18 protein-coding genes and 6 pseudogenes are annotated in these 26,024 nt (G+C 59.6%); 13 read left to right on the top strand and 11 right to left on the bottom strand.

Translation table 11 applies throughout. The features are described from left to right. The first annotated feature begins 834 nt into the window (after positions 1–834). A complete protein-coding gene (gene glmS / locus AB5K84_RS39150; RefSeq protein WP_011084447.1) occupies positions 835–2,661 on the top strand; it encodes a glutamine--fructose-6-phosphate transaminase (isomerizing) in 1,827 nt (608 codons plus the stop codon). Between the two features lie 320 nt (positions 2,662–2,981). Here glmS and AB5K84_RS39145 read toward each other — a convergent pair whose 3' ends face one another. Together AB5K84_RS39145 and AB5K84_RS39140 are read right to left on the bottom strand one after the other, a co-directional pair. Further along, positions 2,982–3,215, bottom strand: a complete 234-nt coding sequence (locus tag AB5K84_RS39145; RefSeq protein ID WP_038967990.1) for a cold-shock protein — start codon at positions 3,213–3,215, stop codon at positions 2,982–2,984. Positions 3,216–4,054: 839 nt separating this feature from the next. Further along, entirely contained in the window at positions 4,055–4,411 is a 357-nt protein-coding gene (locus AB5K84_RS39140) for a hypothetical protein (protein WP_011084449.1), read from the bottom strand. A 340-nt stretch (positions 4,412–4,751) separates the two neighbouring features. Between AB5K84_RS39140 and AB5K84_RS39135 the strand changes: the two genes are divergently transcribed. Continuing rightward, positions 4,752–5,198, top strand: a complete 447-nt coding sequence (locus AB5K84_RS39135; RefSeq protein WP_018647864.1) for a tyrosine-type recombinase/integrase — start codon at positions 4,752–4,754, stop codon at positions 5,196–5,198. Positions 5,199–5,215: 17 nt separating this feature from the next. On the opposite strand, the gene AB5K84_RS39130 is transcribed toward AB5K84_RS39135, so the two are convergent. Beyond that, positions 5,216–5,533, bottom strand: a complete 318-nt coding sequence (locus tag AB5K84_RS39130) for a hypothetical protein (RefSeq protein ID WP_011084451.1) — start codon at positions 5,531–5,533, stop codon at positions 5,216–5,218. A 453-nt stretch (positions 5,534–5,986) separates the two neighbouring features. Between AB5K84_RS39130 and AB5K84_RS39125 the strand changes: the two genes are divergently transcribed. The 3 genes and pseudogenes from AB5K84_RS39125 to AB5K84_RS39115 all read left to right on the top strand — a co-directional run bounded on the left by AB5K84_RS39125 (position 5,987) and on the right by AB5K84_RS39115 (position 7,448). Beyond that, positions 5,987–6,286, top strand: a complete 300-nt coding sequence (locus AB5K84_RS39125) for a type II toxin-antitoxin system RelE/ParE family toxin (RefSeq protein ID WP_014498049.1) — start codon at positions 5,987–5,989, stop codon at positions 6,284–6,286. 51 nt (positions 6,287–6,337) lie between these two features. Beyond that, positions 6,338–6,643, top strand: a pseudogene (locus tag AB5K84_RS39120) (HigA family addiction module antitoxin). Positions 6,644–7,235: 592 nt separating this feature from the next. Beyond that, positions 7,236–7,448: a hypothetical protein gene (locus AB5K84_RS39115; RefSeq protein ID WP_014498047.1), complete on the top strand. Its 213-nt coding sequence runs from the start codon at positions 7,236–7,238 to the stop codon at positions 7,446–7,448. A gap of 954 nt (positions 7,449–8,402) precedes the next feature. Here AB5K84_RS39115 and AB5K84_RS39110 read toward each other — a convergent pair. Then, positions 8,403–8,600, bottom strand: a pseudogene (locus tag AB5K84_RS39110) (transposase); the annotation flags it as partial. A 505-nt stretch (positions 8,601–9,105) separates the two neighbouring features. Here AB5K84_RS39110 and AB5K84_RS39105 point away from each other — a divergent pair. Both AB5K84_RS39105 and tnpC read left to right on the top strand, forming a co-directional pair. Beyond that, positions 9,106–9,594: a hypothetical protein gene (locus tag AB5K84_RS39105; RefSeq protein ID WP_026312792.1), complete on the top strand. Its 489-nt coding sequence runs from the start codon at positions 9,106–9,108 to the stop codon at positions 9,592–9,594. 85 nt (positions 9,595–9,679) lie between these two features. Continuing rightward, a pseudogene (gene tnpC, locus AB5K84_RS39100) lies at positions 9,680–10,242 on the top strand (IS66 family transposase); the annotation flags it as partial. A 93-nt stretch (positions 10,243–10,335) separates the two neighbouring features. Here the strand turns inward: tnpC and istB are convergent. The 3 genes and pseudogenes from istB to AB5K84_RS39085 form a co-directional block, all read right to left on the bottom strand. Further along, entirely contained in the window at positions 10,336–11,046 is a 711-nt protein-coding gene (istB, locus tag AB5K84_RS39095) for an IS21-like element ISFK1 family helper ATPase IstB (protein ID WP_011084456.1), read from the bottom strand. A gap of 8 nt (positions 11,047–11,054) precedes the next feature. After that, a pseudogene (istA, locus tag AB5K84_RS39090) lies at positions 11,055–12,431 on the bottom strand (IS21-like element ISFK1 family transposase); the annotation flags it as partial. Positions 12,432–12,559: 128 nt separating this feature from the next. Next, positions 12,560–13,348: a hypothetical protein gene (locus tag AB5K84_RS39085; RefSeq protein ID WP_231166594.1), complete on the bottom strand. Its 789-nt coding sequence runs from the start codon at positions 13,346–13,348 to the stop codon at positions 12,560–12,562. Between the two features lie 322 nt (positions 13,349–13,670). Here AB5K84_RS39085 and AB5K84_RS39080 point away from each other — a divergent pair, with 322 nt between their 5' ends. Further along, positions 13,671–14,447, top strand: coding sequence for an EAL domain-containing protein (locus AB5K84_RS39080; RefSeq protein ID WP_014498043.1), 777 nt, complete (start codon positions 13,671–13,673; stop codon positions 14,445–14,447). A 336-nt stretch (positions 14,448–14,783) separates the two neighbouring features. On the opposite strand, the gene AB5K84_RS39075 is transcribed toward AB5K84_RS39080, so the two are convergent. Beyond that, positions 14,784–14,975, bottom strand: a complete 192-nt coding sequence (locus AB5K84_RS39075; protein ID WP_014498042.1) for a hypothetical protein — start codon at positions 14,973–14,975, stop codon at positions 14,784–14,786. 411 nt (positions 14,976–15,386) lie between these two features. Between AB5K84_RS39075 and AB5K84_RS39070 the strand changes: the two genes are divergently transcribed. Together AB5K84_RS39070 and ltrA are read left to right on the top strand one after the other, a co-directional pair. Further along, a protein-coding gene (locus AB5K84_RS39070) for an IS5-like element ISBj2 family transposase (protein ID WP_441232747.1) occupies positions 15,387–16,168 on the top strand; the annotation gives its coding sequence in 2 pieces (ribosomal slippage) (positions 15,387–15,734 and positions 15,737–16,168; 780 coding nt in all). 540 nt (positions 16,169–16,708) lie between these two features. Beyond that, the gene (gene ltrA, locus AB5K84_RS39065) at positions 16,709–18,031 is read left to right on the top strand and encodes a group II intron reverse transcriptase/maturase (protein WP_342714084.1); all 1,323 of its coding nucleotides are present in this window, start codon (positions 16,709–16,711) and stop codon (positions 18,029–18,031) included. Between the two features lie 98 nt (positions 18,032–18,129). On the opposite strand, the gene AB5K84_RS39060 is transcribed toward ltrA, so the two are convergent. Then, a complete protein-coding gene (locus tag AB5K84_RS39060) occupies positions 18,130–19,479 on the bottom strand; it encodes an IS701-like element ISBj6 family transposase (RefSeq protein WP_011084462.1) in 1,350 nt (449 codons plus the stop codon). Between the two features lie 899 nt (positions 19,480–20,378). Here AB5K84_RS39060 and AB5K84_RS39055 point away from each other — a divergent pair. Continuing rightward, a complete protein-coding gene (locus tag AB5K84_RS39055) occupies positions 20,379–21,917 on the top strand; it encodes a DUF1521 domain-containing protein (protein WP_441232746.1) in 1,539 nt (512 codons plus the stop codon). Between the two features lie 714 nt (positions 21,918–22,631). Here the strand turns inward: AB5K84_RS39055 and AB5K84_RS39050 are convergent. Together AB5K84_RS39050 and AB5K84_RS39045 are read right to left on the bottom strand one after the other, a co-directional pair. Further along, positions 22,632–22,835: a hypothetical protein gene (locus AB5K84_RS39050; protein WP_011084467.1), complete on the bottom strand. Its 204-nt coding sequence runs from the start codon at positions 22,833–22,835 to the stop codon at positions 22,632–22,634. A gap of 628 nt (positions 22,836–23,463) precedes the next feature. Next, a pseudogene (locus tag AB5K84_RS39045) lies at positions 23,464–23,706 on the bottom strand (hypothetical protein); the annotation flags it as partial. A 398-nt stretch (positions 23,707–24,104) separates the two neighbouring features. On the opposite strand from AB5K84_RS39045, the pseudogene AB5K84_RS39040 reads away from it, so the two are divergent. Both AB5K84_RS39040 and AB5K84_RS39035 read left to right on the top strand, forming a co-directional pair. Next, positions 24,105–24,912, top strand: a pseudogene (locus AB5K84_RS39040) (IS6-like element ISBj7 family transposase). A 288-nt stretch (positions 24,913–25,200) separates the two neighbouring features. Further along, a complete protein-coding gene (locus AB5K84_RS39035; RefSeq protein ID WP_011084471.1) occupies positions 25,201–26,007 on the top strand; it encodes a glycoside hydrolase family 12 protein in 807 nt (268 codons plus the stop codon). Positions 26,008–26,024 lie beyond the last annotated feature (17 nt).

The following is a 26,024-nucleotide window of genomic DNA, read 5'->3' as shown; positions in this document are numbered from 1 at the left end:
GTTGGTATAGACTTTGTAACGTTTCGATATCGAAATCTTACGTTCGTACAATGGAGCTTTGATGCCAGTCCTCTAACTTGACCGGGCATAAGTTGCCTCTGTCCAATCATGAAAAGTCTCTTAAACCCTCATCGCAAGTGTGTTTCCAGCAAGTCGGGAGCAGCTGCGCAAAGAGATGAGCAGGGACTATGCGGAACGTGGGCAGATCTCATCTTTCTGTCTGAAATGGAGCGAAGCCCAGACGAAGCGTCACTCGCCCGGGAGAATGATTAGTGAGACGCGAGGACTCAGTTGTTGCCATATTGACCGTGCCCGGCAAGCTGGCATCGCTTCTCGCTTCTTCTGAGAACACAAACTGCGTCCTGAAATGGCTCCTCGGTGAGAGTGAGCCAAGCAAGATAACCTGCTTCACCGTAGGATAATTGGCTTTCCGTTCTGTTCGAATGCCCTCAATCTATGGAGCGAGACTATTTGATACATCTTGGCAGCGGCTTGTTGCGCCGGCGACAGTTAGTGAGGCCGTCGAGCGAGCCTGTTTGGGCGGACTTGGATGCGCCGTGCAGGCGCACTAGCGCATCTGATTCTGCTTCAGGCAGTCACGCCAATGGCGATGGCATCGCAGTGTTTCTTCGATCGGCCAGCCAAAAGCGGAATCTAGCTGGGCGAAGCGATGATGGCCGGGAGATCTAAATGAGGCCAGAGAATGCGGCGGTGATAAAGGCGCCCGCTGAAAATCCCGAACCTAAACCTGTTACCTTTGGGCAAACGAAGTTTGCGACGGTGCTCCTGTTGGAGGAACGTCAGACTTCTTGAAGCTGGGCTGCATGGATTGATATGTGTGGAATTGTTGGCATTTTGGGCCGTGGTCCGGTCGTTGATAAGTTGGTCGCGTCGCTCAGGCGATTGGAATATCGTGGCTACGATTCCGCGGGCCTCGCAACTCTCGAAGGAGTCCGGATCGAGCGCCGCCGCGCCGAAGGTAAGCTGAGGAACCTTGAGGAGCAGCTGCGCTATTGTCCGCCGTCGGGGCATGCTGGCATCGGTCACACCCGCTGGGCGACTCATGGAAAGCCGACCGAAAGCAATGCTCATCCGCATGCGACGGAGAATGTCGCGGTCGTTCATAACGGGATCATTGAGAATTTCCGCGAGCTGCGAGCCGAGTTGGAGCGGAATGGAGCCGGCTTTAACTCGGAGACGGACACCGAGGTAGTGGCGCATCTCGTCGATTCCTATCTCAAGAATGGCTACTCGCCGCAGGATGCGGTACAGGCGTCACTGCCGCGACTGCGTGGTGCCTTCGCGTTGGCATTCCTTTTCAAAGCGAACGACGATCTTTTGATCGGTGCTTGCAAGGGCTCGCCGCTCGCGATCGGACATGGTCGCGGCGAAGTGTATCTAGGCTCGGACGCAATTGCGCTCGCACCTTTGACCGACACCGTCACCTACCTTGAAGACGGCGACTGGGCCGTGCTTACGCGCGCAACGTGCGTGATTTATGGTGCAGACGGCTCTATCGTCCAGCGGGAAACATCAAAATCTGGCGTATCAGCGCTCCTTGTGGACAAAGCGAATTACCGCCACTTCATGGCCAAAGAAATTCACGAGCAGCCGACAGTGGCCGGCAAGACATTGGCGCATTATCTCGATGTTGCGGCCAAACGCGTCGCCCTGCCGCTCGCGTTGCCCTTCGACTTTAATTGCATTCAGCGCATTTCAATTACTGCGTGCGGCACGGCTAGCTACGCTGGGCACATCGCCAAATACTGGTTCGAGAGGCTCGCGCGTTTGCCTTGCGACGTCGATGTAGCCTCTGAATTCCGCTACAGGGAGGCGCCTTTGCGCCGAGGCGATCTCGCAATAGTCATCTCGCAATCGGGCGAAACCGCTGACACATTAGCTGCCTTGCGATACGCCAAGGGCAAGGGCTTGCATACGATATCTGTGGTTAATGTACCGACGTCGACGATTGCGCGCGAGAGCGAATCCGTTTTGCCTACCCTGGCAGGGCCAGAAATCGGCGTCGCTTCCACCAAGGCATTTATCTGCCAGCTGATGGTATTGGGGGTGCTTGCCGTCAGAGCAGCTAAGGAGCGGGGTAAGCTGTCTGAAATCGATGAATCGCAGCTCGTGCGCGAGCTCATTGAGGTGCCGCGATTGATTGCTGCGGCCCTGTTGGTCGAGCCCCAGATTGAGAAGCTCGCGCGTTATATCGCCGGCGCGAGGACAGTACTCTATCTCGGTCGTGGCACATCGGCCCCCTTGGCCTTGGAGGGCGCGCTCAAGTTGAAGGAAATTTCCTATATCCACTCAGAGGGCTACGCCGCCGGCGAGCTCAAGCACGGCCCGATCGCACTGATCGATGAGGCTGTGCCTGTGGTGGTGATCGCGCCTTACGACGAGGTCTTCGAGAAGACCGTCTCTAACATGCAAGAGGTGGCCGCTCGGGGCGGCAAGATCATCCTGATCACCGATGCGAAGGGTGCGTCTGAAGCGATGGTAGACACGCTCCTGACCATCGTGCTGCCGGCAATGGTCGCAAGCTTTACGCCGCTGGTCTATGCCATTCCGGTCCAGCTCTTGGCTTACCATACCGCGGTCGCAAGGGGGGCGGACGTGGATCAGCCGCGTAATCTTGCAAAATCGGTCACGGTGGAATGAGGCTGGAGAAGTTAGTATCAAAGCATTGAGGTCTCGGCCTCGAGCCATTCGGCGCGGGTTTGGTGGCCTAGGTTCTGCGGGGACGGAATCCGACAAGTTCCCAATCCGGGTCGCTCGTAGCTGTCGTGCGGTTTTGGTGAACTTAGCTGATGCTGCCATCAGCCTCGTATAGCAGAATCGACTAGCCTAGGGGCGATCCGGGATGTTGCACGACTGGGACGGCGTTCATCACGCCCGTCCACAGCCCTGTTGCCCTGGTCGCCATCGACCGGAACAGGTGGTCGTCATCGATCAGAAATGGTGGTCGCCATCAATCGGATTCACTGGTCGCCGTGCCCCGGAGCGCGCAGCCTGACTTCGACGGCTCTGTACTTCGAGCGCTGTTTATTGAAACGAATACCGAAAGTCACGCGCGTGCCGGACACCAGATCAGCCCCTGCGCAGCCGCGAAGGTCCGATATGTGCACGAACAAATCCTTGCCGTCGCCATAGTCAGGCCGAATGAACTCCCAGCCCTTTTCAACGCTGTACGACACTACTGTTCCGGTGCGCATGTTTGTTCCACGGTCTTGCGGCTCGATATCGCCGCCTACTACTCCGGAGCTGCGGGTGCACTTTCCGTTCCTAACTCGGCGGCGACGAGCGCGAGCGAAGATGAGCGCCACCACTTGAACATCCTGACTCACCTCGCCTCACAGCAAACCGGCGGGGCGGACCAGGCGCTAGAAGCGACGAGCCCGCCCCTAACATTACCGCATCTGGAGACTCGGTGATGCTGCCCAGGACCGAGCAAGGGTCGTGCCGAATCGAGAATCGGAGATTCTGCAGGCGCTTCGTGGCGGGCTACAGGGTCAAGGTGTTCGCTTTGGTCTGAAAACTGATGGCCGACGGGGGCACTGTCCGTCCCAGTTGGTCCCGCCGAACTTCGGACTGCAGGCTCACGCTCGCGCCGCCAAATTGCCCCGACAACGTGCTGCCCATCACGGCCCAGCGCATTCTCTTGCACGCCCGGCCTGTACGCGATGGCGGCATTCATCCGACCTGCTAAGCACACAGAAATTTCGCCGGCGTATTGAACAGCAGGCAAGCGGGCCTTTTAATCGATCGTCTCCCTTCGGACGCGCACCCGTTCTCCAACACGCTGTGCGCGATTGAGGCTCGAAAACTACGCAATCACGAGCTCGACCATCTCCATCTCAGAATCACTGAGCCTCACGAGGAGGAGCATTCGCATGGGTAGTCGAGCAAGTAGCGAAGCTGGACTGGGGTGATTGTCAGGCTTGCCAAAGGTGCGTTCACCTCGGAGGTAATAGAGCGCCATCGACCCTATTTCACGCTTGGCGAATTGCTCAGCTAGCCGCAGATGACGGCCCGCTCTAAATGATCTTATCTCTCAGCCTTTGCTGAACGATTTCGACCAGAACTGCTCCGCGAAATCCAGATGGCACTTCATCACGTCCGAGGGAGTTTTGGAATTGGCAAGATTCTTCAGAAGATTGACCTGAGCGTGCAGAGAGGAAGCAGCCAGCTTTGACCCGTCCTTCAACGCCGCAGCGAACAGGTCTGTTGTCTCTTCGAGGGATTTTTTCCATTCCGGAGACGCAAATGAATGGCTTGATGTAGCCCTCGCTGATTCTCCAACATCGTGCGTGGTGCCTCCCGCTTCAGAGGCTGAAGCCTGGGCGGCCCGTTCGGGCTCTGGATGGGTCTTCCGTTCGCGTTTCTCGTATTCGGGACCTCTCGCGGTCATTCAACGTCTCTCCGTCTAAACAGGATCGCAGCTCGCTGCGTGGTCTAGATCCGACCAAGAGCTTCGGAAAGTACCACAACCGGCAACATGTCGAACCTATCTCATTTGGTAGCACTTGCTCATCGGGATTGCTTAAGCGGATATCCGCACCATTTGCGGGGTATGCGAACGACCGCGAGATTTGACTGAGAATTTCCTGCACGGCATGAAGAAAGTTGGTGGCAAGGAAGTCGAGAAGGACCGCGTTCTAACACTCGACGAACTGAAGCCTTCTTTGCGATCCTCAACGATGAGGAAGCGGGCATCACGGATGGAACGCGCTTGGCGCTGAAAGTCCGTATTGCTGACAGCCCAGCGCCGGGGCGAAGTCGCGAGCATGATGCGTTCCGAGCTTCACGGCCTACACGGGGAAAAGCCCCACTGGATCATTCCCGCTGTACGGACGAAGAACAAGAAGGCGGAGCACACAGTCCCGCTCTTCCCGACTGCCGTCAAGTTGATCGAGGCGGCCTTGGAGATCGGCAAGCCAGAGAAGGGAGAGGACCAAGGCAACAGACCCGTCGTTGCCAGTCGCTTCGAAAGCGTTGGGGTGCTTGCGAGCCACTGTATGAGCCAGGCTGTGCGGCGCTTGTTGGAAGACAATGAGCTGGTAGCCTTTACGCCCCATGACCTCAGGCGTACAGCCGCGACCATCGTTCATGCGTCTATGCGCGATGGCATATGTTCGAAGAGAAGCGAGAAGCGATTCCAGCGGATTGAAAAGCATTTAATCACAATCACCGGTTAGCAAACTTCTGCGACACTTCAGCTCCCCTCTCGTCTGTATCGAGCCAGTGCTGTCCGCTCCTCTGCGCTAATGCCCATGAATGTTACGCCGTTGTACCCGCCGTTTGAAAGGGCAGATCGCACGTCATCCGTCGAAGCGCCGATATCGTAAGCGATGTTAGCGAACATATATTGCTGGGTGTCGCTCTCATTGTTCGCGATCTGGGTATTAAGGTGATTGGCGGCGCGATGCGCAACCGCGTTATAAACCCGCTTTTTTTGCGCTGCAACTTTCGGTTCACGCCACTGTAGTATCTGAGTTTTGGTTTGACGGGGAACCGAATCATGATCAGGCACCAAACACGCCAGCGCCCACGAGACGCCCTCTAGAAGAGCGCGTATGCGTGCAGCGATCTTGCCTGCCTCCTTCGGCCCAGGTTGAGTTTCACGCTATCGAGTATGCCCAACACTGCCTGAGCCTCCTCGGCATCAAACGTCGCGACTTGGCGATCTGCCGGGCTCAAAGACTGATCGGCGGCCCGGGCCTGATTGGCTGCAAGCACCTCAAGCGCTTGCGACCGCAGGGCTGTGATCTGCCGAAGATTTCGAGTGTTGATTGTCACCGCCCATTCGGACCCACAGTAGATAGCTGCACGTGACTCGGCGCTTTGACGTGAACCGAGGAAGCGCTGTCCCTACCACTCACCGCTAACTTCACCATGGTCAGCCCAAGCAGCGGAAGAAGCTAACCGGGATGCATATTCGGCGAACGCCCCTATCACAACTACCAGGATTGGTCGTAGCCAGCGCTTGGCGATCAGTTGTGATCTTAGGCAGTATGGCCGCGCCACTAGCGGCGAACCGGCTGCGTCGACAAGAGAATGCACAAGCGCATCGCGCTCTCATCCTGATTGTCGCGCTATAGGAGTTCGTCTCGATACGCTCAACGAAGCCGTCAACAGTTCCGAACTGAAGCTGACAGGCAACGATTTCCACAAGCTGGCCGGAAAGTCCGTGCGCTACACGATTCACATCAATGGCCCGTGGTGCATCACATTCGAGTTTGAAGGAGGCGATGCATTCAAGGTTGACTTTGAACAGTACCACTGAACGCAGAATACCGAATAAGCCATGAGGGCTCCGACATGCTGGAGAGCATCAATGGCAGAGCAGAAGGCTAAGCGCGATCCTAACCGCTGCCCGTCTCATCCGGGCGCCGTCCTTGATGAAATTCTACAGTACATCAGGAAGTCTAAGACCGAGATTGCAGAAGCGCTGGGATTCCAGGCAGCATCTGCACGACATCCTCGCGGAGAAGAAGCCGGTCAGTCCGAACGTGGCCGCCCGGATTGGAAAGCCGGTCGGCAACGGCCCGGCCATCTAGCTTCGTTTGCAGGCAGCCCCCGATGCGTGGCACGCCGACGCGAAGTTGATGTCAGCGAGATCAAGATGCTGGAACCGGCTTAGGGCGACGAGTCCGGGTGCGGGGTCGCCCAAACGGTGCCGCAAGCGATGGTAGCCAGCCCGTCCTCGAAGACAGGGGCTGGCCACCTTTACGCCCGAGAGGTTCAAATTCCCCAAGGTGCTACCATTGTATGGTGGAGAAGAACTGGAGAGCACCTACCAGTACCGGTGGGGTGCCGCGCCCCGCGTGCATGTCATATTGAAGCGCTCGGCCCGCAACTGTTCGAGCTGGCTCCGCTCATAGGAGTAACCGCCGTGCCTAGGACCGATGTGGGGGCGGCAATCCAAGCATTCACGGACTACGCCCGTAGGCCAAGCCATACCCCGGCAGAAGACACCTACGGGCCACAGCGAACTGAAGAGCAGCTGGCCGCTCGGCGATTCCGGGTTGAAGTTATCTGCTCAAAAATGGACGCGGTGGCGGAGTGCCCTCTTTCGACCTTAGCCGAATTCGAGGCGCTCAGACGCGAGATGGGAAAAGATTTTCCCCCAACGCCACCCGCTTTACTCAACCATGTAGTGGACGCATTTTTACGTTGTGGGTCCTACCCGCGCGGCCGGATGACCGACCCTTAATCGTGGACGGAGCCAAATGATGCTTGGCACGTTCTCGCTGCACAAGATCGACCACGCTATACGCGACCTGGAACAAAAAGTCGCCCACGGCGCGGAAATCAGCCGCGAGGAGCTTGCGAGCGGACTGCGGATTACGAAGCATCTTCGAGATGAACTCGAAGTGGCGCTCAAGGTGATCGATGGCCTAAAGGATCATACCGGTCCCGGGTCGACAGGCCGCACAAGGTGGTAGCCGCGACCTAAACAGCGGGAACGTTAGCGGCCACGTGGCTCGGCGCCCGCTTGGAGAAAAAGCGCTCTCCCTACCACGCGCCAGCCTCAAACAGCGGAAGAAGCTGACGGTGGGATACATTCATCGCAAAAAGCCGTGGCACAACTACCAGAACCGGGGTTGCAGCCTCGCGGGGCTCGGGGATCAGCCTCAGATCGCAGGCAGTGCGGGTGAGACTCGGCGCCGTTCGGTTGCGCCGGAGCGGACGCTGTCCCTGCCCCGCCCGCACTGCCGATAGTTAGCGGTCACGTGACTCGGCGCTCAAGTAACCCCCACGCATACACAGGGGAAGCGCTGTCCCTGCCACGCGCCGCTAACCCCCACACGGCCAGCCTCAAAGCAGCGGAAGAAGCTGACCGGGAGGTCATCGCTCGCAGAACGAGCGTAACTTACAGAACCGGGAATGGCCCGTGATTTAGAAGCAGTGGGCGCGACACGGTGCCGACCGACCAGGGGGGCTGAGTTGAAGCACCTGCCGCATCCGCACTGCTGGTGAGTTTAGCGGAAGGTGACACTCCACCCCACTGCTCTGGAAACCCCAGCAATGTCCGTGCCACCCCCGCTAAACCCAACAACCAATTATTGGGACTAGCTTACTGAAAGCTGACGAGACTGCGCGCCCATTCACAAAACGAAAAGCGGCCCACGGGGCCGCTTGCCGTGGAGACAATAAAGACGTTCAGGCCGCAGACGAAAGGCGTTCGGCTCGCTTACGATCAGCGGCAGCCGCACCACGACGACGGCCCGGATCGGCAGTTCTGTGCGTCAAGTTCAGCAAAATCGATTATGGGATCCGGCCGAGCCATCCCCTCGGAGCCGCCGTCGCTCGCTTGCGCAAAAGCGTAGCCCTGGCGAGCGACGGCGGCGGAGAGGGGGGCGTGCATCCCCTTGGTGGGCCTGAGCATCGTCAGGCCGCCGGCGTAGCGCCTCCTTGTGCTCCTTCGGCAGATCCATGTTTAGATGGCGATGGTCCTCGAGCCAGGCCTCATGGCGCTCGACGGTCAGCGCCCGTACCAGCCTTAAACAGCTCTCGGCATTGGGGAGGATTCGCACGACATAGGTTCGCCGCCTGATCTCCTCGTTGAGGCGATCGAGCAAATTGGTGAGATGTCTCGGTGCCAACGTTCCCGCTGCGGTGTTCTACATCGTGGAGTATGGTGCGACCATCGGGACAGCGGCACCGGGAGCACGAAGTGCGGGCAGGCCGATGTTATTCCAGAGCCGAGAGCTCGAGTTAGTAGCTGGCGGCCGCCTCCGTGATGGGCTCGAGTATCCCGAGGTCACGCGGGTCGAACTCGATCGAGCGGCGCCCCCTCCACCGGCGTATCGGCGCGGCCCGCGCCCATCTGCGCCATGTGCATCGCGATTCTCCGCGCGCGCTCACCTGCTGCGGACCTCACCATCGAGATCGAGCTCGGAGGGGGATGGCATCCGCTGCGAGACTCATGCCCAGGGCACGGCCGTCGAGAGGTGTCCGGGGCTGGAGAACATCTGCATTCTGCAGCGCGTCGTCGGTCATAAGGTCACCTGCAGGCGGTACGATCGCGCGAACGATGTTCTTGTCGATATCGCCCCTCCAGCCTGGAGGTCGGGAGTAATGAGATGGGGAAGTAATGACATGGATTGGCGCCGCGACCTCATGCTGTGGCACCCGCGTCTGTTCCTCACGACGGCCGAGGAGCCTAGTCGCTCGTTCGGCTACCCGCACTGCGAGCGAGGGTGGCAGGATATCCTGGTCCGGCTCTGTCGCAGGATCGAAGTCGCGCTCCGCGACGGCGAGACCTTCGAATTCGTCCGCATCAAGCAGAAGATGGGCATCCTGCTCGTCGACTGGGACACCGAAGCCTCGAAGTCCACCGAGTCCGCGATCGGCCATGCAGTTGACCTGGCCGTCGCCCGCTCCGCCTGCACCTGCGAGATTTGCGGCGCGGAAGGCCGGCTGCATGCCAACAAAGGGTGGCTCGAAACCCGCTGCGCAGAGCACGCGGCCGGCGATCCAGTGCCGCCCCACTTGGGGCAGGGCTTCGACAACGTCCGCCGGCTGCGCCGCCGGCGAGGCCAGGCCAGCGTTTACTACGCGCTTACGACCGCGACGCCGACACTTTGACCGAGGTGCCGCCGCCCTCGCCGCAGCAGGAGCGCTAAGATGGCCAGATTTCGCTGTAGCGCCTAGGACCAGCAAGGCGAGTTCACCTAGCCGCGCCGGCGAATGCGCCGTCCGGCATCTCAATGGCTATCGCGGCATCCTCCAAGTGGATGGCTACGCCGCCTATAACAAGCTCGCGCGATCCGATCGCGGCGATGATGGCATCACGTTGGCCGGCTGCTGGTCACACAGCCGGCGCAAGTTCTATGAGCTGCATGTTGCAGGGAGCTCGGAAGTGGCAACGGCGACGCTCGAGCGGATGGCGAAGCTCTGGCAGGTCGAGAAGACCGTGCGCGGTCAAAGCCCCGACGCCCGCGTTGCCGCGCGCCAGCAAGCCTCCGCGGCTGTCGTCGCAGATCTCTTCGATCTCTGGCAGCAGACCTTGCGGCGGATCTCCGGCAAATCAAACTGGCCGAGGCGATCCGCTATGCTGTCTCGCGCCGTGCCATCTTCGAACGCTTCCTGCTCGACGGCCGCATCGAGCTCGACTCCAACATCGTCGAGCGCGCCATCAGACCGCAGACAATTACAAGAAAGAATAGCCTGTTCGCGGGCAGCGACGGCGGCGGACGAACCTGGGCGACCATCGCAACACTGCTGCAGACTGCGGATTTCACGGATCGTGAGCATCGATTTCGCGCGATCGTGAGCACTGAATTCAGACGATCGTGAGCAGCCCGCTACGGCCGATGGGAGATAGAGTCAGTGTTCTGGTTGGCCGTCAAGGGTGATGGTTTTGGCGCTGCGTTTTCGCATGCTTTCTCCGGTGAGCTGGAGGCGGTGGGCGTTGTGGACGAGGCGATCGAGAATGGCGTCGGCGACCGTGGGGTCCCCAATGGCTCCATGCCAGGTGTCCACGGGGAGCTGACGCGTGACGATGGTGGATGCGCGGCCATGTCGGTCCTCGAGGATTTCGAGCAGATCGCGGCGTTCCGCGGCGGTGAGCACCGATAGTCCCCAATCATCCAAAATCAGAAGCTGAGCGCGGCCGAGGCTTTTGAGGAGCCGGGCGTAGCGTCCGTCTCCGCGCGCGAGCGCGAGCGCCTCGAACAGCCTTGGAACGCGATGATAGAGGACTGATCGGTTGTCGCGGCAGGCCTTGTGGCCGAGCGCGCAGGCTAACCAACTTTTGCCCAGGCCGGTTGCCCCGGTGACGAGCAAATTCTCGTGGCGATCGATCCAGCGACCTTCGACGAGTTTGGCGAAAACGGCGCGGTCGATGCCCCGCGGGGTGCGCAGATCGACGTCCTCGACGCAAGCAGTCTGGCGCAGTGCGGCGATCTTGAGGCGCGTGGTGAGCCGCCTGGTGTCGCGTTCGGCGGCTTCGCGGTCGACCAACAGGCCGATGCGATCTTCGAACGGCAGGGCTTCGAGATCGGGCGATCGGCGCTGCTCCTCGAAGGCCTTGGCCATTCCGGTCAGTCGGCGCCGTAGCTTTTGACGAGCGCCAGAATGCCAAGGCAGGTTCGAAAGCCTTGTTCTGGATGGGGCCGGGCGTCGATCACGGCCTGGAAAAACGCTGCTGTCGAAGGACCGATCCGCTCGCCGGCGGCGATCACCGCGGCGGGGGTCCATTCGCCGTAGCGGCGATGGGCGCTGGGCATGTGGTCGGCGATGGTGGTGTGTCCGCGTCGGTTGGGCGCGCGGGCATGGCTGGCGATCCGCTGGCCCTTGTGGAAGATCTCGACCGTCCGATCGTCGATACGGGCATCGACCAGCTCGCCAATCAGACGATACGGCGCGGAGTACCAATGGCCGTCGACCTCGACATGATAATCGGGAGCGAGGCGGCAGCGCTTCCAGCGTGCGAAGGCATAAGGCTGATCTGGCAGCGGGGTTAGCTTGGGTTTGTCGAGTTCGGCAAACAGTTCGGCGCGGCTTGAGCCGAAGCCACGCATTTGACGAGCATTGAGTTCGTCGACGAGTGTCTTGATGGCGGCGTTGAGCTCGGCCCGGGAAAAGAAGCGCTGATTGCGCAGCCGGGCCAGAATCCAGCGCTGGGCGATTTGCACCGCGACCTCGACCTTCGCCTTGTCTTTTGGGCGCCGCGGCCGTGCGGCGAGAATGGCCGTGCCGTAATGGCTCGCCATCTCGGCATAAGTGCGATTGAGGCCGGGATCGTAGCGGTCGGGGTTGCTGACGGCGGCTTTGAGGTTGTCGCAGACCACGAACGTCGGCGTTCCGCTCAAAAACGTGAACAAGTTGACGTGGGCCCGGATCCAGTCGGCCAAGCTCTCGCTGGGGCAGGCCTCGGCGTAGGTGTAGTTCGAAGCGCCCATCGCCGCGACGAACAGCTTCATCGGCTGCACTTCCCCGGTCAGGGGATCGACGATGTCGATGGTGTCGCCGGCGAAATCCACGAACACCTTCTCGCCGCCCAGATGAATCTGCCGCATCGAAGGTCGGACCCGCCCCTTCCAGGCCTCGTAGGTAGTGCAGAACCACGTGTACCCGAAACCGTCGGGATTAACGGCGCGATACTCCTCCCAGAGCAGGCGACGGGTTACGTTGCGCCGGCGGAGCTCTTTATCGATGTAGCTCCAGTCGGGCACCGGCCGCTGCGGGCTCTGAGACGCTGGTCGTGGGGCCGGGAAAAGCAAAAGCTCCAGGTCTTCATCGGTCATTCCCTCCGGAAGCGGCCAGCTCAACCCAGCAGAGCGGGCGCGGCTCAGGTAGCTGTGCACAACGCCGTTGCTGACGCCCACGCTCCGCGCGATGGCCCGCTCTGGCAGGCCTTGAAAATGTTTTAACCGAAGGACTTCCTTGATCCGGCGCATCGACAATCTCTGGGTAGGCATTGGACTTCCTCGTTAACCACGAGGTCATCCCTAAGCCGGTTGAGTTGTCGGCCGAAGCGCTGCAAGGCTCCGAAAGCCTTGCTCACGATCCCGCGAAATCGTTGCTCACGATCCCCTGAAATCCGCGCTCACGATCCCGCGAAACGCGCATGAAACTGACGAGAACCGCTTTGCTGGGCGATTTCCCGCCTGTTGCGTTGCGTAGCTTCGGCATTCACAACGAATTCGCCATTGGAAAGCATTGCGGGAATGCTGTCCGAGACGCTTGTCCCAGCGCCGGAGACGAAGCCGCCGGTGCTAAAGCTAGGTATCGACATAGAGCTGATCGCGGCGACCTTGGCCATACCGGCAGCGAGCACGCCCGCAGCCAACGCATCATTGAATGGCGGCACGGCCGATGCCAACGCCTTCGTGAAGGCGGTGTAAGTGTTGATCCTTGCCTCGACAATGCCGAACGCTTTAGCCGCCGTCGCCATAGCCATGCTGTGCTTGCCGAATTCCTGCGAGAGTTGTGCAAATTCGCCCGCCATGGAGGCGCCGGCGGTGTTCCACGTCGATTGGGCGTTCTCCGCTAGCCTTTGTTGCGCATCCAGGAATTGCTGCGCACTGATCGTATTGGCGTTGAATTGCGCTTGGATCTTAGGCTCCTGTAGGTAACTCTCAGAGGGAGTCAAGTTCGCTTGGATCGTCTGGAGCCCGGCCAGCGTCATGGCGTATTCCGAAGTCTTCTGCTTCAGCAGGTCGAGCTGCACCTGCTGCGCGGCGGTGATCGCGGTGTTGTTCGCCCGCGCGATCGACTCCGTTTGCAATTGCAGCTTCATCGCCTCCATTGCGCCGGGAAGCAGTCCATAGGTTGCCACCTCGGCCTTCATTCCCTCCGGCGACTTGCTTTGCGATGCAATGAACTGATCGACCACGTTTTTTCCGCCCATCACCGAAAAGTTGAAATCCTTCTGAGTCTTCGATGCCTTGTCCGTCGATGCAGCCGCGGCTTCCTGGGGACCGCGCTCACCGCAGTATCGACCGCGATGAAGGCGCTCGTCACCAGTGGGGTGATTGTTTCACGGCCGCCTTCGAGAAGGTGAAGGGCGGCATCGCTGGGATTGAGGAGATGGCAAGGCGCCGTGTTCAAAGTCGCTCGCCAAATACATCTCAACCGTCTCCGGTTGCGAGCCCTTCCACAAATTGTCGACGATTCTTGCGTCATTGATGCCGCTCGAGCCCGCACCGAGCCCGGCAGTGGATGTGCCCGAAGCGCTGAAAGCCAGCTCGCTCGAGCTGTGGTATCAGCAGAAACTTCATCTCCGGACATTGGTTCCGAGCGGCGCCGAGGCGCTGATCCGGATGCGCCATCCCGCATGGGGCGTCGTGCCGCCTGCCTACTTCATCCCCGACGAAAGCGATCCGCATTTTCATGCGCTGTCCGAGTTCGTGATCGCGCGCGCGATCGAGGACTGGCGCTATCTGCTCGGGCAGATCGGACCGGTCGATCTCTCGATCAACCTGCCGATCTCGTTTCTGGCCGACGATGCTGCGGTGCGCGAGCTTTGCTACCGGATTCCGGATCATGCGGCGTTCGCCGGCCTGCTGATCGAGATCGACAGCGCCGAGGTGATCGACAATCTCGACCTGGCGATCGATGTCGCCCGGCGCGTTCGCCTGCACAATATCGGCATCTCGATCGACAATGTCGGCGCGAAGTGGCCATCCTTGCTGGGATTGCCGAACTTTCCGTTCGTCCAGCTGAAGGTCGACCATCAATACGTCACCGGTTGCGCGGATCAGCGCCTCAAGCAGACGGTGTGCCGGCGTATCGTCGAGCTCGCACACGACTCCGGCGCGCAGGTTATTGCGCAGGGGGGCGAGACGCGCGCGGACTTTCTTGCCGCACATGAGATGGATTTCGATCAGGTCCAGGGTTACCTGTTCGGCAAGCCGATGGGCGTCAAGAAGTTCGCCCGCTCGCGCACGCACTTCTCGGAGAAAGAGCCGATCGTCCTGACGCATGGCGCCTAGTCAGGCGCGAGTGTCGCCATCGATCGCGCGCAGCGCTTCGCCGCGGGCGATCAGGCGCTTTGTGTGAATCGGCGGATGGAATGACCCTGCCCAGATTAATGAATTCAACGGCTTAACGTGCCGATCGGCGCCGGGCCCCGCGCCAACTCACATGCTGACGGCGGTCGTCTTCCCCTCGGCTTTGCTATGCACTTCAAACTCGAGAGATCGATTCGTTCAGGATAATGTCCTGAATAACGAGATAAGCCGTACGGCAGTTGCCGCACGGCTCTTCCGGAGTTCGTCATTCACTGCGCGGATCCGGTAGCGACGCGCTGAGCCGCCGTCTTGGCAGACTTATTGGACGCGCTCGTCGGCGACCTTCTTCTCAGAAGAGAGCTCGGTCGTAATTCTGCGCATTGCCACGGCCTGGGCCTGAACTTTTTGGCTAACACGCTCGAACTCAGCCATCTGGTTCTGGAAACCGGCATCCTGGGTCTGCTGGGTAGCAGGAGCGGCGCCGTTACCGCCAACACTATTAACCGCCATGTCTATTCACCTTTCTTTATGATAGTCGTTAGTTGTGGCCTGCTACGTCGGGCGGGCCGACGATACGAGGGGCAGGAATAGAAAGAAAGACGGTGCTCGCCCCCCAGACTTCTCAGGCTCAGTTCGGCGCTCTTGCCGAGACCAACGGTCTTGGGCTGTACGTTGTCCGTTTTGCCGGCGTTCTTGTTTTCGGCGGCCATCGCTTTCTCCTATGCTCGTCTTGTTACGTCTCAATAGACGTGCTCGCCTAGAGTTCAGCAGCCTCACGCTAGGCGCGCTACCTTTCGAGAAGCTGACGAGTCTCGGTCGGGGTGATTAGGTCGATCCTTTGCAGCAGCCCATCACCTGCCGGCAGCTGCAACCTCACCTAGGGTCTGTACCTAAATAGCGCCACGTGATTCTCTTGCCTACGTGTTGATTCGGGGGCGAGAGAATGCGCGCTGGTTTTTTTGGCTGAACGACAGGCAATGGGCGCGTATCGAACCGCATCTGCCGAGGGGACTGACGGGGCCGGATCGGGACGACGACCGACGCATCGTCAGCGGCATCATTCACATGCTGCAATCGGGTGCACGATGGCGTGATTGTCCACGTGAATACGGCCCTTACACGACGATCTACAATCGCTTCAATCGCTGGGCCAAGCGAGGACGATGGTGCGCAATCTTCGAAGCGCTGGCCAAGCCTGGCGAAGACGGCGTCGTACTGTCGCTCGACTCGACCTCGATTAAAGCTCACCGGTGTGCCTCCGGCGGAAAAGGGGGGAGCACAATCAAGCAATCGGCCGCTCGCGCGGAGGCCGCACGACAAAAATCCATGCGCTGAGCGATCCGCTCTGCCGGCCGGTCGTCCTGCATCTGACTCCAGGCCAGGATGCCGATATCGCTGCGGCTCCCGATGTCCTGGCGCTCGCGCCACCCATGAGCGTGCTCCTCGCCGACAAAGGGTATGATGGCGACAAGCTTCGCGGCGCAATCATTCGTCGTGGCGCCAAGCCCGTAATCCCCAATAAATCTAACCGTGTCGTCATCCATCGCTTCAACAAACGCGCCTACAAAGGACGAAATGTCATCGAACGCTGCTTTTGCAGGCTCAAGGACTTCCGGCGCATCGCCATGCGATATGACAAGCTCGCCCGTAATTTTTTGGCCGCTGTTCATCTCGCCGCTCTCGTCGCATATTGGCTCAATTGAGTCTGGACCCTAGCACTACTTTGGGTGCGCCGGGAGACCGGCAAGGAGGAGATGGTGAAAGTCCATTGCGATGAAGGTGTAGCGAACCACATCGGCCCCGAGCCGTGCGCAGGCGTCCGCGAGGGTGTCGGCGAAGCGTCGGTAGGGGAGCATGCAGGCCAGCCATTGAGCCGCGAAACAGTGTTATCTCGGGAGCCGACGCTGTCCAAAGAGCGGAAGGCAACATGGATGAGTGCGCAATTGCGAGCACCCGTCCAACCCGGCGTGGTCGTAGACCCTGGCATGCATGGAAGCTCCTTGTACGGGAACCGGGATATCTCCGGGTCGGCCATCTTCCTCCTCGGAGGAGGTGGTCCGCAGCGGGAAGGCGAGGAGCCGTAGCCGCTGATGCATGACACGGAGAAGTCTGACTCTGGCATAGTAGCTGAGAAGCCGACGAACAAAGCTGGATTACTGGCGGCGGAGTGGGCGGAGCCAAGGCCGGGGACCAAGGGAAACGCGGAACAGCAGCGCATGCACCGGACACAGGGCCGGGCTCGCATGACCCAGTCGCTGGACCGCGTACGGACAGCCGCAAGGCTGAGGAAGAAGGACCGGTTCACCGCGCTCTTTCACCACATCAATGTCGATACACTGCGGGCGGCGTTCTTTGCGCTCAGGCGTAGGGCTGCTCCCGGAGTGGATGGCATGACGTGGCAGGACTACGAGGAAGATCTCGAGCCCCGGCTCGCCGATCTGCACAAACGGGTCCAACGAGGAACGTACCGCCCGCAACCGTCTCGCCGGACGTACATACCAAAAGCAGACGGCAAGCAGCGTCCGTTAGCGATCGCGGCTCTCGAAGACAAAATCGTCCAGGGGGCCACCGTCATCGTGCTCAACGCCATCTACGAAGGAGACTTCTGTGGCTTTTCCTACGGGTTTCGGCCCGGCAGAGGACCACATGATGCGTTGGACGCGCTCTGCACAGCGATCGAGACGCGGCAGGTGAACTGGATCATTGACGCCGACATCCAAAATTTCTTTGGCGCAGTCAGTCAACCTTGGCTGGTTCGCTTCTTGGAACATAGGATCGGCGACAAGCGCATCATCCGCCTCATTCAGAAATGGCTGAAGGCGGGTATTCTCGAAGACGGCGTCGTAACCGCTGATGACAGGGGAACGGGTCAAGGTTCGGTGATTTCACCGCTCCTTGGCAACATCTACCTGCACTACGCTCTCGACCTGTGGGCCAAACGCTGGCGACAGCGCGAGGTCTCCGGCGGCATGATCATCGTGCGTTACGCGGACGATGTAGTAGTCGGCTTTGAGCGCGAGGATGACGCACGTCGTTTCCTTGACGCGATGCGCGCGAGACTGGAGGAGTTCGAGCTGACGCTCCATCCGGCCAAGACCCGCCTGATTGAGTTTGGTCGCCATGCGGCGGCTCAACGCAAGCAGCGCGGACTCGGAAAGCCGGAAACCTTTGCGTTCATGGGGTTCACGTTTATCTGCGGCAAATCACGCCGAGGGCGCTTCCAGCTTCAACGGAAGACCCGTGGCGACCGCATGCGAACCAAACTCCGCGAAATCAAGGAGGAGCTGAGGCGCCGAATGCACTGGCCGATCCCTGCACAGGGGAGATGGCTGAGGCAGGTCTTGACCGGCCACTTTGCGTACTTTGCTGTTCCGACGAATGGCCGAGCGCTCAATGCGTTTCGGTTCTACCTGACCGATCTCTGGAGGCGTACGCTTCGGCGGCGCAGTCAGCGGACCTGTCTGACCTGGGATCGCATAACGCAGATCACCGACGACTGGCTTCCCAAGGCTCGCATCCTTCATCCATGGCCGAAGCTGCGCTTCGCCGTCAAACACCCGAGGTAGGAGCCCGGTGCCTTAATTGGGCTCGCCGGGATCTGCGCGGGGGGCGCCCAGTGATGGGTGTCCCTACCGCGAACAGAATGTGTTTTGGCCGCTGTTTTTCAAGGATTTGCTTTCGGCAATATGGGCATTGCTGAGGCGGCGGCCGAAGGATGAGATCGACGATGGCATGGCGTACGGCGGGCATGGTTGGTTGAGGCGGAGGCCCGTTGATTCTTTTTTTTCCGCCCCGCGTATGCGAGGCGACGATGTTGCAGGAAGGCGTAGGCAATCATTGTCATAAGGGCGTGGCGATGAAGACCTTGCCATGATCGCCCTTCGAAGTGATCAAGTCCAAGCTCCTCCTTCAACTGTTGATGCGCCTGCTCACAAATCCACCGTGCCTTGATGGTGGCGGCCAGCGTGCGCAGATCCGTCGTCGCCGGAAGATTGGCGAGATAGTATTTGCTCTCCCCGGAGGCACGTTGCTCGCCAATGAGCCAGACTTCGTCGCCTGGGAGATGCTGCTGACCTTTATCCCATATCCGCTGCGGAGGGCCGTCGGCGGTGCGGACACGGAGGGCAGCAAATCGGGCTTTGAGCCGACCTTTCGTCCCGCTACGCCAACTCACGGTTTTCCATTTGGCGCTGGCCAGCATTTGTTCTGCCGCAATCGATAAGATATCGGGCACGTGGTGCTTTCGTGGTTTGCCACGGACTTTGGTGATCGGCCAAATGAGCTTCACATCGACGGGATACACTTTCTGGTGCCGAGGGATACCGACCGCCCAGGCCAGCCCGCGCTCTGTTAGCCCTTGTCGAAACGGTGCGCTGAGGCCGTATCCTGCATCCGCCAGCACACATCCAAAGCGCATGTTGGCTGCCATCGCGCGGTCAATCTCGGCCAAAGCGATCTCCGGCTTGGACCGTGGCGTTCGGTGTTCGATTGGCACGCGAGCGCGCTTCAAACGGGGCATGTCGCTTGTCCAGCTGTCAGGCAGAAAGAGACGTAACGCGACCATCACTGGCACTTCGCCGCGCGCAAGCGTTAAAGACACCAGCGTTTGGCAATTTGCAGTTTTACCGAGAGCCGATGCGTATTGCGCCGCAACACCGACCGGTCGCTCACCCTTCTTCGGCAGTGAGGTGTCATCAATAACCAGCACCGCATCCCTGCCGCCGACGAGTCGGTCCGCCTGGTTGAGCAGCTCTGTCTCCAGCGGCGTCGCGTCCCAGACACCGTCGGCAATGAAATGGTGCAACTGGTCGTAGTTGCTCGTGACAAGGCGTTCCGCCATCGGCTGAACGCTCTTGCGATCGCCAGGACCGATCAATCCCGCAACATACAGAGGACACATCCGCTGCCGGGTCTTATGACCCAGCCGGTCCAAGAACGGCATCAGCCAGCGTTCGAGTTCGTCTTCCCATCCCGGCATGGTCAGCCCTCCAAGAGCCGACCACCCATGAATCATTGAAAAATTGATTCGGGAATCCTATAAAACGCGGCAAAATCAACAATCTGCCAAAGTAGTGCTAGTGAGGCTAGCAGCGAAATTCTGACCTACGTGCGCGGTCAGGCGCGCACTTGGATCGATCGGCCAACAGGTTGGCTGTGGCGTTTGTCGATCAGCGCTGAGTCATCCAATCTGAAGTCTTTGGAGACTCATGGCGTGGGGCGGTAGCCTGGTTAGGGCCGCGCGCTGATGCTGTAGAGGCTGTTGGTGTGATCGCCCGTATCCCCACAGATCGCGTCCGGAATCTTCGGATCGCCGCTGGCGGCAATAGCGGCGTGGCCGGAGCGGTTGGAATGCTGCTTCCCAGATCCGCTGGAGTGACTGGCGGAATTGCGGCGACCGCGTCACTTATCGACAGAATGATATGCCTCTCGGTCCCGATGATTGTTGCATCAAGAGCAAGCGGCGTGAATCTCGCATGCAACAGGACCGATCGGCGCAGCCGACATCGGACAGTCGATCGATGTTAACGAAGCGACGTATCACATGTGATCGGCGGGCGTCGATAGTTGCCTGAGATGGTCCGTCGTGACGGCCGGCCGCCGCGAGCAACCATGCGATCCGCACCCCTCGGATGCTACGAGGGTTGCGATGCTCAGTCGGTGGTTCATTGTCGTCAGCTTTTCGACAGGTGCTGCAGGTAGAGTCCCTGCGAGTTCGATGGGCGCGATATGCTCGCGCCGAGCCGCTGCGAAGGTGATGAGAGAGGGGGCTCATCGAGGCTGCCGGGGCTGGTGGCGAGAGGCATTCATTCGCTCACCATCGGGCCAAGGGTGCGGCCTGAAATGCTTCCTGTTGATGCGCGCATAACGCTCGCAGTTTTACCGCTTTCTTCGATGCAATCAGGAGTGAACTAAATGGCGTATCTTCCCGTGGCCGGTCTCCCCGTGGTCGGCGCACTCGATTCGACGGTGAATGGGGTGGGGTCAGAGGGGGTGGTTGCCAGCCCAGCTTTCAGCACACTGTTGGGACAGTATGTCACGCCGGGTGCCTACCAGTACCTGCCGGCAGGCGCTGCCGTCGTTGTCGCTCCGGTGGTCGTTCCTGCAGGTGGCGTCACAACCGCTGTCGTGGCTCCGGCGGTCGTCACTCCAGTCGTGGCTGCTCCCGTGTACATGATGGCTCCGCCTCCTCCTTTCATGCTGTTGAGCCAGCAAAGTTCGGGTTCGGAGCCTTCCGTCGATCCGGTATGGACGCATGAGGTCAAGGATGGCAAGGCCACGATCAACCTCGGCGACAAATATACGATCACAGCCAATGAGAAGGATGGCACCTGGACCGTCCGCAACAACCAGACCGGCCATGTCACGAAGATCCATGGCGATCCCCATGTTGACGCTAACGGGGACGGCAAGGATGACTTCGACTTCAAGAAAGATATGACCTTCCAGCTCGACGATGGGACCAAGATTACCGTCAATAATGTCGACTACGGTAATGGTGAGACCATCTCCTCAAGGCTGACCATTACGAACGGCCACAACGCGATGGTTGTGGAGGGGCTCGGCGACGACAAGGATGGCAAAAACAATCTGAGGGTGACTCAGTCCAACGCTGGCATGACTCTTGATGAGCTGACACCCGATGGTGCCCAGACGATCCATGAGAGCGGCCAAGGCTGGGTCGATGGCGCCGGCGGCGTGGTGAATCAGGCGAGTATCGATGCCGGCGAACAGGGTCGCGCGCCGGGCAACTACCAGTCTGCAAGCGCAACGCCTGCCAGTGCAACACCCGTGTTCTTCGTTCCTCCTCCACCGCCGCCTCTTGCGATGGTTCCGTTTGCCGTCGCTCAGACGCCAGCGCCGTCATCTCAGCCAGCGCCAGTGTGGTCGCACGAGGTCAAGGACGGCAAGGCGACGATCAACCTTGGTGATAAGTATACGATCACGGCCGATGAGAAGGACGGCACCTGGACCGTTAGGAACAACCAGACCGGCCATGTCTCGAGGATCCACGGCGATCCTCACGTCGATGCTAATGGCGACGGCAAGGACGATTTCGACTTCAAGAAAGGTATGACCTTCCAGCTCGACGACGGCACGAAGATTACGGTGGACACGGTCAATTATGGCAACGGAAAAACCATCTCCTCGAAGCTCACCATCACCAACGGCGACAATGCCATGGTTGTGGAGGGACTCGGCGACGACAAGGATGGGAAAAACAATCTGAAGGTCACGCAGTCTAATGCTGGGCGAACGCTTGATCAGCTGACGTCCGATGGAGCTCAGACAATCCATGAGACAAATCAGGGGTGGGTTGACAACTCCGGACGCAAGGTGACGCAGTCGGTGATCAACCACAATGAGAACCCGGATGCGCCGCCGGATTTCAAGACGATGATGCGCGAGGCCATGTTCCGGCGCATTTTCGGTCGCGATGCACAGCCGGCATGAGGCCTGATCCCGGGGATGTCGGAAACTCGTGGAAGCGGGCGCTAGCGCCCGCCTTTCATTTTCGCCAAACGGCCGCGAGAAGGGCAGCTTGGCGATCTATCGATTTAGGATCGACGGTAACAGCCAGATTGTCTTGGCAATCGCAGCCTTGGCGCCGACAAACGGGCGGAGGGCCTCCAGGCCCGGCTACCCGGCTAGAATTGCTGCGGCGCGTTGCCGGCGATGGAGGCGCTGCACGGGAACGGTGCTCTCAGGTCTGTCTGCACGTCAACGTCCTGCAGATGCAGGCGTCGCAGCGAAAATCCCGGCCAAGATCGTAGATTGGATTGGGGACGGCCTCGGCGGCGCGATCTACCCTCGGCTCAGAAGCATAAGCCACTGTTTCGCGTTGAGCCCTGCCTGTCTTTAGCCTACGAAGCCGGGCGTGAACCCTTGCGCTCCCAGAACATCCATCATCCTCTCACGAAGCCGGAGGCGCCATGGCTTTGAGCATCACCATTTCCGTCAAAGTCTGCTGTTGGGGACGCCAAAGGGACGTCGCAGCAGCCCGCTGCCAAAAAGATCCAGGTGCATTCGGATTCGCGGAGCAGTTCGCAGCGGACCTGAAAGATCATAGAATGCGCATCTAACTGCTGGCGTGTGCCAAGTCTCACTTGGCACGTCTTCGATTCAATCACCAGGCGGCCGTATCGCTATCTGGCGCCGACCATCGGCTCATCCATCATCAAGCTCGCTCATGGCCTCATCCATATCCGACTGCGAATCGCTTATGACTTGCGTCGCGACGGAAACGAGAGCCTTTTCGAATGCTCGGCGCAGTAGCGCTGCACGCGTGTCATCGCCGCCGTTCTCGGCGGTGTCGGAGGGGGCGCCAACCTGCGACGCTGTTGCATTGATATCGGCTGCGTCTGCGTTCATGTCGTAACACCCGGATAGCGGCGTCGCCTAGATGACCTATCCTCTTCATGCTAGCAGGAGCAGCTTGCGAAAAGCTGACTAAGATCGAGCTTCCTTGGCGGCTTCATCCATGATCGAGAAGGATCATGAGCACGCGCCAGCGGAAGTGATGACATTCAAAGCGGCGCGCGATGCTGCTGTCGAGCTGGCTGCACGCAAGCGGGCCAATCTCGTCAAGGTGCTGCCTTAAAGCATTGCGGACTCAGGGCTTTACCTCCGACGGTTCAATCACGAAGTAGCATGTACCGGGGCGAAGGCCGCATACGTTATCGCAGGTGCACGGGCCGCCATCACATTCGTCTCCTTTTCCGCCAGTTAGCAATTCGTGGAACAGAAACGCGCCCTCTGCAAATTCCTTTGCGTTGCCTTGGCGAACTCCTCGGATACCGTTTTTCGATTGAGCGATTGCTTTCGTATACAGATGAAGTTTCGGGCAGTTCGCAGCAATGCCGAACGCCGCGCCCTGCAGAAATGCAACGCTTCGGCCATCGGCGTGCGCTGATGATGAGCACGGCCGTTGTTGGCGATTTGAACAACATCAGACCTCTTGTCCCCATAACACCATACCGATTGCGGCGCTAAAGCATCGCTACCCTGCTGTTGGCTGATCTTCCTTATCCGCGCCGCGCATCAGGATCTTCAGCGCATCATCCGGCAACGGCCGCTGCAGTGCCTTTGCTTCATCCCGCGGCGCGCGCATCCATACGTCGCGCTCCTCATCGGTCGTCAGGAAGCCATAAACGAGGTGAGGGCCGGGGGCCGGCTTGGACTTGGTGCCCCGGTCGCCCTTGAACCCGGTCCAGATGCCCGCGATCAGATGGGCATGGCGGCTACCGGCCGGTTGTACACGCCGCTCGCGGGAGAGATCGACAGGCGCGCAGCCAGCCAAGGAGCAAGGTTGTGTTCCAGCCAGCCATGGCAATCGCTGATGAGCGATCCTCATCAGTGGTCGCGTTGTCGACCGTGGTGAGGCATCCGGGCGAAACTTTGCGCCGCAATGCTGCTCGAAGAACAGGGAGTCGTCCAGAAACCTGACGGCGTTTGCCAATGAGGTTGGTGAGCGTGATTTTGGTTTGATGAGCGCTCATCCATGCGAATAAGTTGCTGAGAAACACGATGCCAGCAGGTCGGACAAAGCCGAGATTGCCGAAATCGTTGATGACCTCCGGCGGCCAGCCGTTGACGGCGTGCGCCGCAAGATCGGCCGCAACCTTCGACAGGGACAGTCCATTGAACGGTACCGTCAAATTAACGAATTGGAGCGGCGGAGGGGTAGACGACCGGCAGACCGCCCGGGACCCTCTTTATCGCCGCCATCGCACCGGAAGTGATCAGTTATCCCGTTTGGTTATATTTCCGGCTTCCCTTAAGCTTGCGGATGGTCGAGGAAATGCTGGCGGCGCGTGGCATTGGCGTGACCTATGAAACCGTGCGCCAGTGGGGACGGAAATTCGGCAAGCCGTTCTCCGATCGGATCCGCCAGCGCACTCCCCCTCGCGGTGACAAATGGCATCTGGACGAAGTCGTTATCTCGATCGCGGGCGAACAACATTGGCTCTGGCGCGCTGTCGACCAGAGTGGCTTCGTTCCTGACGTCTTGATCCAGCGCCGAAGAAACTCGCGCGTTGCGCAGCGGCTCATGAAGAAGCTCTTGAAATCCGCCGGCACGCCGCCGCGCGTTATGATCACGGATAAGCTGCGTTCGTACGGCGCTGCGAGGGCGAAGATGGGCTTACACGTCGAACATCGCCAGCACAAAGCTCTCAACAATCGGGCCGAGAATTCTCATCAGCCGACGCGGCGACGCGAGCGGATCATGACGCGCTTCAAATCGTCCCGTCAGGCTCAACGGTTTCTGTCCGTTCACGATCAGGTCGCGAACCTTTTCCACATCCCCTATCCCGGAGCCGCCACCGCCGACTTCCGTCGTGCTTCGCGCGAGCGAGCCTTTGCGACTTGGCGCGAGATCTCCATGACAAGCGCTATCGCCGACTCTCGACCTCTGAGAATCGCCTCCTTCGGCTCGGCGGTCGATTAAGTTGACGATGCCCCCTGATGAGCCAGAGCCTCCCTTCTCGAAAAGCCTGATCAGTCTCAAATTGTCTGACGACGGACAATCGTTGCCACTGTCTCAGCCAGGCTGCTGTCATCCGAAAGACGGCAAATCCGGGCGCGGGTCCACCCTTCTTCCCGAGCTCGTCAGCTTCTCGAAAGCCAACCTTCCTAGCATTCAAGCCCGGTCTCTAGATGCCGATGCCGCCCATGCTGAACTAGGGGGCCCGCTAGTGGATCTGCAGGAGATTTTGTTATCAGAAAGGAGAGCTTTATGGATTCCAATCGGATAAGCGGTGCCGGCGCGCAAGGGTCTCCAACGGGTTACGTCCGGACACAGGAGGATCATGATCTATTTAGGCAGGCCGCGAATGAAGCCCGGTCATTATCATCTGCCGGGCCTGTGTCGGCACAGACGCCGATTTGGCGTTCGAGCGCTCCATACGGAAGCTTTTCACGCGATGGCTACTCTTGGAACAACGACGTATGGGGCCCGCACCCTGGGCCTCAGACGATTTCGGTGAGTGCAGCCAACCGGTGGAGCGTGTGGTCGAACCAGCCCAATACTCCTGGCATCAAGAGCTATCCGCACGTGGCTTTCAATATCGGGAAACCGCTCAGCTCAATCAACACTCTGAGCTCGAGCTTCAATCAGGAAGTTCCCACTGGCGGCGCCTGGGATGTCGCCTACGATATCTGGGACAGCTCAGACCGACATGAGATAATGCTCTGGACAAACTACACCGGAAACTCGGACGGGAGCGGCAACGTTAAGCCCATTTCATATCATTATGCCCCTTCCGGTGCGGCGATTCCGGTCTACAGCAATGTCAATGTAGGCGGGGCGACTTGGAACGTGTTTGAAGGCGAAGGCTCCGATGGTCACAAGGTCATCTCATTGCTGCGCACTTCGAAGACCAACAGCGGGACAGTGGACATCAAGAGTATCCTGCAGTGGATCAAGTCGAAGGGGTACTTTGGCGACATAAACGTCGGTAGCGTCCAATACGGCGTCGAGATTACCTCGTCCCCGGGGGGAAAGAACTTCAATTTCAACAACTGGTCCGTGACTTCGAAGTGAAGTCCGCGCGGGCGGTA

The organism is Bradyrhizobium sp. 1200_D9_N1_1, assembly GCF_052075915.1.
In the GTDB taxonomy this organism is placed as follows: Bacteria; Pseudomonadota; Alphaproteobacteria; order Rhizobiales; family Xanthobacteraceae; genus Bradyrhizobium; species Bradyrhizobium diazoefficiens.
This window is presented reverse-complemented; position numbering and strand designations above follow the sequence as displayed.

Coding starts and splice junctions, on each gene's coding strand:
- istB (WP_011084456.1), bottom strand. CDS start 11,046: ATGGCCAAGGCCTTCGAGGAGCAGCGCCGATCGCCCGATCTCGAAGCC.
- AB5K84_RS39145 (WP_038967990.1), bottom strand. CDS start 3,215: ATGCGCACCGGAACAGTAGTGTCGTACAGCGTTGAAAAGGGCTGGGAG.
- AB5K84_RS39050 (WP_011084467.1), bottom strand. CDS start 22,835: ATGAACGCAGACGCAGCCGATATCAATGCAACAGCGTCGCAGGTTGGC.
- AB5K84_RS39115 (WP_014498047.1), top strand. CDS start 7,236: ATGCTTGGCACGTTCTCGCTGCACAAGATCGACCACGCTATACGCGAC.
- AB5K84_RS39140 (WP_011084449.1), bottom strand. CDS start 4,411: ATGACCGCGAGAGGTCCCGAATACGAGAAACGCGAACGGAAGACCCAT.
- AB5K84_RS39035 (WP_011084471.1), top strand. CDS start 25,201: ATGGATTCCAATCGGATAAGCGGTGCCGGCGCGCAAGGGTCTCCAACG.
- glmS (WP_011084447.1), top strand. CDS start 835: ATGTGTGGAATTGTTGGCATTTTGGGCCGTGGTCCGGTCGTTGATAAG.
- AB5K84_RS39105 (WP_026312792.1), top strand. CDS start 9,106: ATGGATTGGCGCCGCGACCTCATGCTGTGGCACCCGCGTCTGTTCCTC.
- AB5K84_RS39055 (WP_441232746.1), top strand. CDS start 20,379: ATGGCGTATCTTCCCGTGGCCGGTCTCCCCGTGGTCGGCGCACTCGAT.
- AB5K84_RS39060 (WP_011084462.1), bottom strand. CDS start 19,479: ATGATTCATGGGTGGTCGGCTCTTGGAGGGCTGACCATGCCGGGATGG.
- AB5K84_RS39075 (WP_014498042.1), bottom strand. CDS start 14,975: ATGGCGGTTAATAGTGTTGGCGGTAACGGCGCCGCTCCTGCTACCCAG.
- ltrA (WP_342714084.1), top strand. CDS start 16,709: ATGACCCAGTCGCTGGACCGCGTACGGACAGCCGCAAGGCTGAGGAAG.